An 8398-nucleotide genomic window follows, 5' to 3' on the forward strand; every position below is an offset into this window, starting at 1 on the left:
GCTTGCAAGTCTCGTAAATAGCTTCGCTATTTTCGTGCTTGCTGCGCTTTGGCGCGAGTGACGGGACTCGAACCCGCGACCTCCGGCGTGACAGGCCGGCGCTCTAACCAACTGAGCTACACCCGCTTATAAAGCGTGAGGCGAGCCAACTATGCGAGCCACCCTACCCTGTCAACCACCGGTTTCACGTTCTTCTGCAGAACCGTCGAAACTGCCCTTGCCGCGCCCGGTCAATGTGCCGTGTTCAAACAGGAAACCGGCGATATCGGGCTTGCCCGCTGCACCGACGATCGTTTGCAGGATAATCAGCAACGGCACCGCCAGCAGCGTACCCGCCGTCCCCCACACCCACGACCAGAAGCTGATCGAGACGAGGATCATGATCGGATTGATCGTCAGGCGATGCCCGACAATCAGCGGGGTGATCGCATTGGCCTCGATCAAATGGCAGCCAATCATCGCGAGCGCGGGAATCAGCGCGACCCAAATGTCCTGAAAGGTCATCAACCCCCCCAGCGCCAGCAACATCGCCGCCGCGATCGGCCCGAAATAGGGCACATAATTGAGCAACGCGACAATCCCGCCCCACATCAGCGGAAACGGCATCCCCATCACCCACAACAGGCCCGACATCAGCAACCCCAGCGACAGGTTGATCACGGTGATCGTCCCGAGATAGGCCGAGGTATCGTCGACCACGTCCTGGATCACACGCGCCGTCGCCATCGCGCCGCCAAAGCTCGCCCGGCTGGTGATCGTCTTCTTGCGCAACCGCGACCAGCCGGAAAGGAAGAAAAACACAATCAGCACGCCGAAAAACACTTGCACGATCACCGACGGGGCAAAGCTCGCGGCAAGCTCGAGGATCGAGCTGGGCGGGGTCACCGCCGTCGTAGCCGGGGCCTTGATCGGGCCGGTCGCGGCGAGATGCTGGACGGTGCGGTTGAGATATTTCTGGAAGCTTTGATACAGATCGATCAGCGGCGCGATGTTCATCTGGATCCGGTCGATGCGTTCGGGCAGGCGCCGGAAAAATTCGGTCGCAGGCACGATGATCGCCGCCAGCGCGACGTTCGCCGCAACGAGGAACAGCAACACGCAGGTCAGCGCCGCCAGGGCCGACGGAACACGCCGCCGCTCCAGCCATTCGAGCACTGGCACCAGCGAGATGGCGATCACCAACGCCGCGGTGGTGGGCAGGAAGAACTCGGCCCCGGCCTTCAGCGCGAACGGCACCGCCAGCGCGAGGCCGACCCCGGCGATCAGCGTGAGCGCCGCCAGCAACCGGTCGCGCCGCAACGCAACGCGGCGTTCATCCTCGTCCCCGGCCGCCTGTGCCGCCGGCAAGCCAAACGCACCGCTCTTGCTGTCATCCCGATCTGCCATGCCGCGACTCTAGCGCCATTCCCACGCCGCGCAAACGGCGCTAGCGATGTGCCATGGCCGATCTCATCCTGGTTATCGACGAGGGTACCACCTCGACTCGCGCAATGCTGTTCCGCCCCGACGGGACGTGCCTCGTCACCCGCGCCGCGCAACTTACCCAGCATTATCCGGAGCCTGGCCGAGTCGAGCATGATGCGGCCGAGATCTGGGACAAGACGCTCAGCGTCACGCGCGCCGTGATCGACGAAGCCGGCGGCGCCGAAAAGATCGCCGCGATCGGCATCACCAATCAGCGCGAAACGGTGGTTTTCTGGGACCGCGAGACCGGCGAGCCGCTCGCCCCCGCGATCGTCTGGCAAGACCGCCGCACCGCCGCGACGTGCCGCGCGCTAAAGGAAGCGGGTTATGAAAGCGTCGTACAGGCCAAGACCGGGCTGCTGCTCGATCCGTATTTCTCCGGCAGCAAGATCGGCTGGGCCATGGCACATTGGCCTGCGGTCAAAGCAGCGGGGACGCGTCTTGCCGTCGGCACGGTCGAAAGCTGGCTGATCTGGAAGCTGACCGCCAACGAAAACCGGGGTGGCCTGCACATCACCGACGCGACCAACGCCAGCCGCACCGCGTTAATGGCAATTGGCAGCGGGCAATGGGATGACGGTCTGATCGACCTCTTCGCCGTCCCGCGCGCGGCCTTGCCCGAGATCGTCGATTGCGCCGGTCAATTCGGCACTACCACGCTGTTCGGCTCCCCAATCCCGATCTGCGGCATTGCCGGCGATCAGCAAGCCGCCACGATCGGGCAATCGTGCCTGGCAGTCGGCGAGACCAAGGCGACCTTCGGCACGGGCGCGTTCGTCCTCAGCCAGGCCGGACCGACCCCGCCGACCTCGCGCAATCGCTTGCTGTCGACGATCGTCTGGCAATTGGGCGGACGGCGCTCCTACGCGCTCGAAGGATCGGTGTTCGTCGCCGGGAGCTTGATCAAATGGCTGCGCGACGAAGTCGGCTTGATCGGCACGGCGGCGGAAACCGAAGCCTTGGCGCGCAGCGTGCCCGACAATGGCGGTGTGTACCTGGTACCAGCCTTGTCCGGCCTCGGCGCGCCGTGGTGGGAGCCCGACGCACGCGGCGCGATCTCAGGGCTGAGCTTCTCGACCGGCAAGGCGCATATCGTTCGCGCCGCGCTGGAGGCGATGGCGCATCAAGCGCATGATCTGAAGACCGCCTTTGCCGCCGACGGCGTCGATTGGGCGAGCGTGCGGATCGATGGCGGGATGGTCGCCAATGACTGGATGGCGCAGGATATGGCCGACATCCTCAACGTCAGCGTCGAACGCCCAAAATTCGCCGAGACCACCGCGCTTGGTGCGGCGATGCTGGCAGGGATCGGTTGCGGGCTGTTCTCCGACCTCGCCGAGGCCAGCGTCATGCGCGGCGCGGTGGAGACGTTCGAGCCGGCGATGGACAGTGCGGCGCGTGAGCGGCGGCTCGACGGGTGGAAGCATGCGGTGGCGAAGATCGTCGCCTGACGCTTACGCCGCCACCCCTACCCGGTCCTCGAACAGCACCTTCAGATCCTTCTTCAAAATCTTGCCATTCGCGTTGCGCGGCAAGGTATCGTGGACGAAGCGGATCGCGACGGGAGTCTTGAAGATCGCCAGCCGCGCCTTCACCCAGGCCTGCAATTCCGCTTCGCTCGCCTCCATCCCCGGCGCGAGGTGGACGACGGCGGCGGGTTCCTCGCCCAACGTGCGGTGCGGAATGCCGATCAGCGCGCAATCGGTCACCGCGGGATGCGCGTAGAGGACGTTCTCGACCTCGCTCGAATAGATATTCTCGCCGCCGCGGATGATCATGTCCTTCGCGCGATCGACGATATAGACAAAGCCCTCGTCATCGAGCCGCGCCAGATCGCCGGTGCGCACCCAGCCATTGACGAAGGTCGCAGCGGTCGCCTCGGGTTTGTTCCAATAGCCCTTCACCACCATCGGCCCGCGCGCCCATAGCTCGCCGACTTCGCCAACGGCGAGTTCGGTCACGCCATCCTCATCGACGATCTTGAGATCGGCAACGGGCACCGGCGGGCCAGCGCTGGTCGGGCGCGCGAGATAATCCTCGCCGCCATGACCCGTGACGGTCGCCATCGTCTCGGTCATGCCCCAGCCATTCGAGGGCAGCGCGCCGAATTCGGTGAAAATCCGCCGCACCAGTTCGGGCGCCGACGGTGCCCCGCCATACGCGATCGCCTCAAGCGAGGAGAGATCGTAGCGGTCGCGGTCGGGATGCTCGAGGATTTGCCACGCGATCGTCGGCACGCCGCCGGTCACGTGCACCTTTTCGCGCTCGATCAACTCCATCGCGCGGATCGTGTCCCATTTGCGCATAAAGATGAGCGTGCTCCCGCTCGCGATCGATCCCATCATTGTCGCGCTGCAAGCGGTGACGTGGAACATCGGGATGACGGTCAGGAAGGTCTTGGGCGTGGGATCGGGAATCGCCTCGCCGCGGCGCAAATAGGTCCGCGCACCGGAAAAGGCCGAGGTCAGAATGTTGGTCATGAGGTTGCGGTGCGAGCCGAGCGCGCCCTTGGGGTTGCCGGTCGTGCCGCTGGTGTAAAAGATCGTCGCCGCATCGTCAGGCAAAAGCTCGACCGACGGCAGTTCGGCCTCGGGCAAGCTCGCATAGTCGTGCGGTGTGCCGATCAGATCCTCCAGGCGCACCGCGCGCGCATCGAGCGGGACGGATGCGCGCGCCACGACCATCTTCTCAAGCGCGGGCAAAGCCGGATTGTCCGCCGAGAGCCGCTGATAGCGCTCGTCATCTACGAACAGGATCCGACAGCCCGAATCATCGATGCCATATTCGAGCTCTCCGCTCGTCCACCACGCGTTCAACGGCACGACGATCGCCCCGATGCTCGCGGCGGCGAAGAAAATCACCGGCCATTCGGGCAAATTGCGCATTGCGAGGCCAACGCGGTCACCCTTGCCGATCCCCATAGCGACCAGCGTATGCGCCAGCGCGGCGACCGCGCGGAAATTTGCTTCATAGCTGACACGCTCATCTTCATAGACCGTGAACTCCCGCGCGCCATGCGCCCGCGACGCCGCGATCAGCCACGCGAGCGACGGCGGCGCATGCTTCCACACGCGAGTCGGAATGCCGTCGATCGCGACTGTCTCGATCTCGAACTTGCCACCCGCGACGGTCAGCGCCGCTTGCGCCTCGGCAAGCGCCATTTTGGGCCAGGCCGGGTCGAGCGCGACGAGTGGTTCCGTATCCAAGACGATGCTCTCCTCTGTGTCGGCGCGTGCGTCAGTTGAAACTCGGGTTTGCCGCGTCGATCGAATTTCGCAAGGTTAGTGTTGATTCGCGCGCCACTCAAGGCAATAGGGTGGCCGCGCTTTCGAACCGGGGGTATGGAAACCGACATGACCGTGAACCTGCCCGTCACCGGACGATTCGACACCGCCCGCCTTGCCGCGATCGATACGTTTTTAAAGGAACGCTATCTCGATTCGGGCAAGCTCCCCAATTGCCAGGTGCTGATCGCGCAGGGCGGCGAGATCGCGCATTTCTCCTCGCAAGGGGCGGCACGCGAAGGCGGGGCCAGCATCGACGAGAGCTCGCTCTTCCGCATCGCCAGCATGACCAAGCCGATCACCTCGATCGCGTTCATGATGCTGGTGGAAGAAGGCAAGGTCGCGGTCGATACGCCAGTCCACCACGTGCTCCCAGAATTCAAAGGACTCGGCGTCTATAATGGCGGCGGCGGCGGGGTGCCGTTCCAGACCAAGCCGACGACCGAGCCGATGCGCATGGTCGATTTGCTGCGCCACACCGCGGGCCTGACCTACGGTTTCCAGAATCGGTCGAACGTGGACGCGGCGTACCGTGAGGGCCGACTCGAGAATTGGCATGGCGGACTCGACCTCAACGGGTTCATCGCGGCGCTCGGCAAGCTGCCACTCGAATTCTCGCCGGGCGATGCATGGAATTATTCGGTATCGACCGATGTGCTCGGCGCGGTGGTCGAGCGGGTTTCGGGTCTGTCGCTGCCCGATTTCTTCCACACCCGCATCTTCGCGCCGCTCAGGATGGATGACACCTTCTTCGCCGTGCCCGAGGATAAGATCGACCGGCTGACCGATTGCTACACTTTTGTCCCGGGTAAGGGCCGCGTGATGTACGATCGCGGCGAAGCAAGTGCTTGGAGCCGGATGCCGAAGCTCGTGTCGGGCGGCGGTGGACTCGTCTCGACCACGCTCGATTATCACCGGTTCTGCACGATGCTGCTCAACGGTGGCGAACTCGACGGCGCGCGGATCGTCGGGCGCAAAACGATCGCGTTGGTGACGATGAACCATTTGCCCGGCGGCTCGGACCTTGCCGCCATGTCGAAGTCCTTGTTCAGCGAAGCGGCGAACGCGGGCACCGGCTTCGGGCTTGGCTTTGCGGTCAATGTGGATGTCGCGCGCTCGATGATTCCGGGGTCGGCCGGCGAATATTATTGGGGCGGGATGTTCTCGACCGCCTTTTTCGTCGATCCGGTCGAGCAGCTGTCGATGGTGTTCATGACGCAGATGTCGCCGTCGAACGTCTACCCGATCCGGCGCGAGTTGAAGACATTGATCTACAGCGCGCTGACGTAACGAACTCGCTTCCCCGGCGAAAGCCGGGGCCCCGTTGCGCTGCTTGTGATAACGAAGCGCAACGCAACCAACGGCTGCCCCGCGACTAGGCCCCGGCCTTCGCCGGGGAAGGATTTAGGGAGTAGAATGACAATGACCGGCCCGATCACCACCGAACTGCACGACGACATCCTCGTGATCATCTCGAACAACCCGCCAGTCAATGCGCTCGGCGCAGCGGTCCGACAGGGGCTTGAGGCCGGGATCAAGGAAGGTCTCGCGAACGATGCGGTCAAGGCGATGGTGATCCGTTGCGACGGTCGCACCTTCTTTGCCGGGGCCGATATCACCGAATTCGGGCGGCCGATGCAGGAGCCCGGGCTGCCGACCGTCGTCGACATGATCGAAATGGCCGATAAGCCCGTCGTCGCCGCGATCCACGGCACCGCGCTGGGCGGCGGGTGCGAGGTCACGCTCGGTTGCCATTACCGCATTGCCGTGCCGAGCGCGAAGATCGGTACGCCCGAGGTGAAGCTCGGCCTGCTCCCAGGGGCGGGCGGAACGCAGCGCATCCCCCGCATCGCTGGCGTCAAGCTCGCGCTGGAGATGACCGCAAAGGGCGATCCGATCTCGGCCAAGATGGCGCTCGGCGCGGGCCTGATCGACCGCATCGCCGGAGAGGATAGCCTCGTCGCCGACGCGATTGCCTTTGCGCGCGACATCGCCGCCGCCCGCCCGCTGCCTCGCGCCCGCGAGAAGATCGCGCAGGCCGACCCCGAAGCCGTCGCGGCGTTCAAGAAGGACAATGCCAAGCGTTTCCGTGGCTTCGACGCCCCCGCCGCCAACATCGCGTGCGTCGAGAAGGCCGCCGATGGATCGAGCTTCGACGAGGGCATCGCGTTCGAACGCGCCGAATTCATGAAGCTGATGATGGGCGTCCAGTCGGCTGCGCAGCGCCACATCTTCTTTGCCGAGCGGCAGGCCGCCAAGATCGACGGGATCGACCCCAAGATCGCGCTGCGCCCGATCAGCAAGGTCGGCGTGATCGGCGCTGGCACGATGGGCGGCGGCATCTCGATGAACTTCCTGTCGGCAGGCATTCCCGTCACCATCGTCGAAATGGCGCAGGAAGCGCTCGACCGCGGAACGGCCACGATCCGCAAGAATTACGAGGCATCGGCATCGAAGGGCCGGATCAAGCCCGAACAGGCCGAAGCCGCGATGGGCGCGCTGACCCCGACGCTCGATTTCGCCGCGCTCGCCGAGTGCGACCTCGTGATCGAGGCGGTCTATGAGAATATGGACGTGAAGAAGGAAATCTTCGCCAAGCTCGACGCGATTTGCAAGCCTGGCGCGATCCTCGCGTCGAACACCTCCTATCTCGATGTCAACGCAATCGCCGCTGCCACCAAGCGCCCCGGCGACGTGCTCGGTATGCATTTCTTTTCGCCCGCCAACGTGATGAAATTGCTCGAAGTCGTGCGCGGTGAAAAGACCGCCGACGATGTACTCGCCACCGTGATGGCGCTCGCCAAGACGATCAAGAAGGTCGCAGTGGTCGCGGGTGTGTGCGACGGCTTTATCGGCAACCGGATGCTCAAGCCGCGCCAAATCGAAGCGATGAAGCTGCTGATGGAAGGCGCAACGCCCGAGCAGATCGACCGCGTCCATGTCGCATTCGGCATGCCGATGGGTCCGTTCCAGATGAGCGATCTCGCCGGGGTCGATATCGGCTGGCACCGCGACCCGACGCGGATCGAGAGCATCCGCGACGCGCTCGCCGCCGAAGGGCGCTGGGGCCAGAAGACGCAAAAGGGCTTCTACGATTATGACGAGAAGCGGAACCCGACGCCAAGCCCGCGCGTCGCCGAAATTATCGAGGATTTCCGCGCCAAATCGAACATGGCGAAGCGCGAGATCAGCGACGAGGAGATTATCGAAAAGACGCTCTACACGATGGTCAATGAAGGCGCGCTGATCTTGGAAGAGAAAATGGCGCAGCGCGCAAGCGACATCGATGTGGTGTGGATCTACGGCTATGGCTGGCCGGTCTATCGCGGCGGGCCGATGTTCTGGGCCGATAGCGAGGGGCTCAAGAAGATCGTCGCTGGCTTGGAGAAGCACGGGTTTGCGGTGAGCGAATTGCTGAAGTCGAAAGCGGAGAGCGGCGGTCGGTTCAATGGATAGTCTCTCTTCTTCTCCCTCTCCCCTCTGGGGAGAGGGTCGGGGAGAGGGGCAGTCACGCGGACTCCCGTTTCTTACTGCCCCTCTCCCGCGCTTCGCTGCGCTCGCTTGCCCTCTCCCCGCAAGCGGGGAGAGGGAGAAGTGAAGTCAGCGATCGCCACCGCCGCCGCGATCCGCGCGGGCGAAACCACCGCGCT

5 protein-coding genes and 1 tRNA gene are annotated in these 8398 nt (G+C 64.1%); 3 read left to right on the plus strand and 3 right to left on the minus strand.

Going from position 1 to position 8398, the window contains the following annotated elements; translation table 11 throughout:
• Positions 1-49: 49 nt before the first annotated feature.
• Positions 50-126: transfer RNA gene (locus tag ABWP09_RS10025), tRNA-Asp, on the minus strand.
• Between the two features lie 45 nt (positions 127-171).
• Entirely contained in the window at positions 172-1386 is a 1215-nt protein-coding gene (locus tag ABWP09_RS10030) for an AI-2E family transporter (RefSeq protein WP_353205004.1), read from the minus strand.
• Positions 1387-1439: 53 nt separating this feature from the next.
• Here ABWP09_RS10030 and ABWP09_RS10035 point away from each other — a divergent pair, with 53 nt between their 5' ends.
• Positions 1440-2915, plus strand: coding sequence for an FGGY family carbohydrate kinase (locus ABWP09_RS10035; RefSeq protein WP_353205005.1), 1476 nt, complete (start codon positions 1440-1442; stop codon positions 2913-2915).
• Positions 2916-2918: 3 nt separating this feature from the next.
• Here the strand turns inward: ABWP09_RS10035 and ABWP09_RS10040 are convergent, their stop codons facing one another.
• Positions 2919-4625, minus strand: coding sequence for a class I adenylate-forming enzyme family protein (locus ABWP09_RS10040; protein ID WP_353205011.1), 1707 nt, complete (start codon positions 4623-4625; stop codon positions 2919-2921).
• Positions 4626-4805: 180 nt separating this feature from the next.
• Here ABWP09_RS10040 and ABWP09_RS10045 point away from each other — a divergent pair, with 180 nt between their 5' ends.
• Both ABWP09_RS10045 and ABWP09_RS10050 read left to right on the plus strand, forming a co-directional pair.
• A complete protein-coding gene (locus tag ABWP09_RS10045; RefSeq protein ID WP_353205006.1) occupies positions 4806-6038 on the plus strand; it encodes a serine hydrolase domain-containing protein in 1233 nt (410 codons plus the stop codon).
• A 132-nt stretch (positions 6039-6170) separates the two neighbouring features.
• Positions 6171-8204 carry a 3-hydroxyacyl-CoA dehydrogenase NAD-binding domain-containing protein gene (locus ABWP09_RS10050; RefSeq protein ID WP_353205012.1) on the plus strand — a complete coding sequence of 678 codons (2034 nt, stop codon included), beginning with the start codon at positions 6171-6173 and terminating at the stop codon, positions 8202-8204.
• The last annotated feature ends 194 nt before the right edge of the window (positions 8205-8398 follow it).

Source organism: Sphingomonas sp. (genome assembly GCF_040398505.1).
GTDB lineage: Bacteria > Pseudomonadota > Alphaproteobacteria > Sphingomonadales > Sphingomonadaceae > Sphingomonas.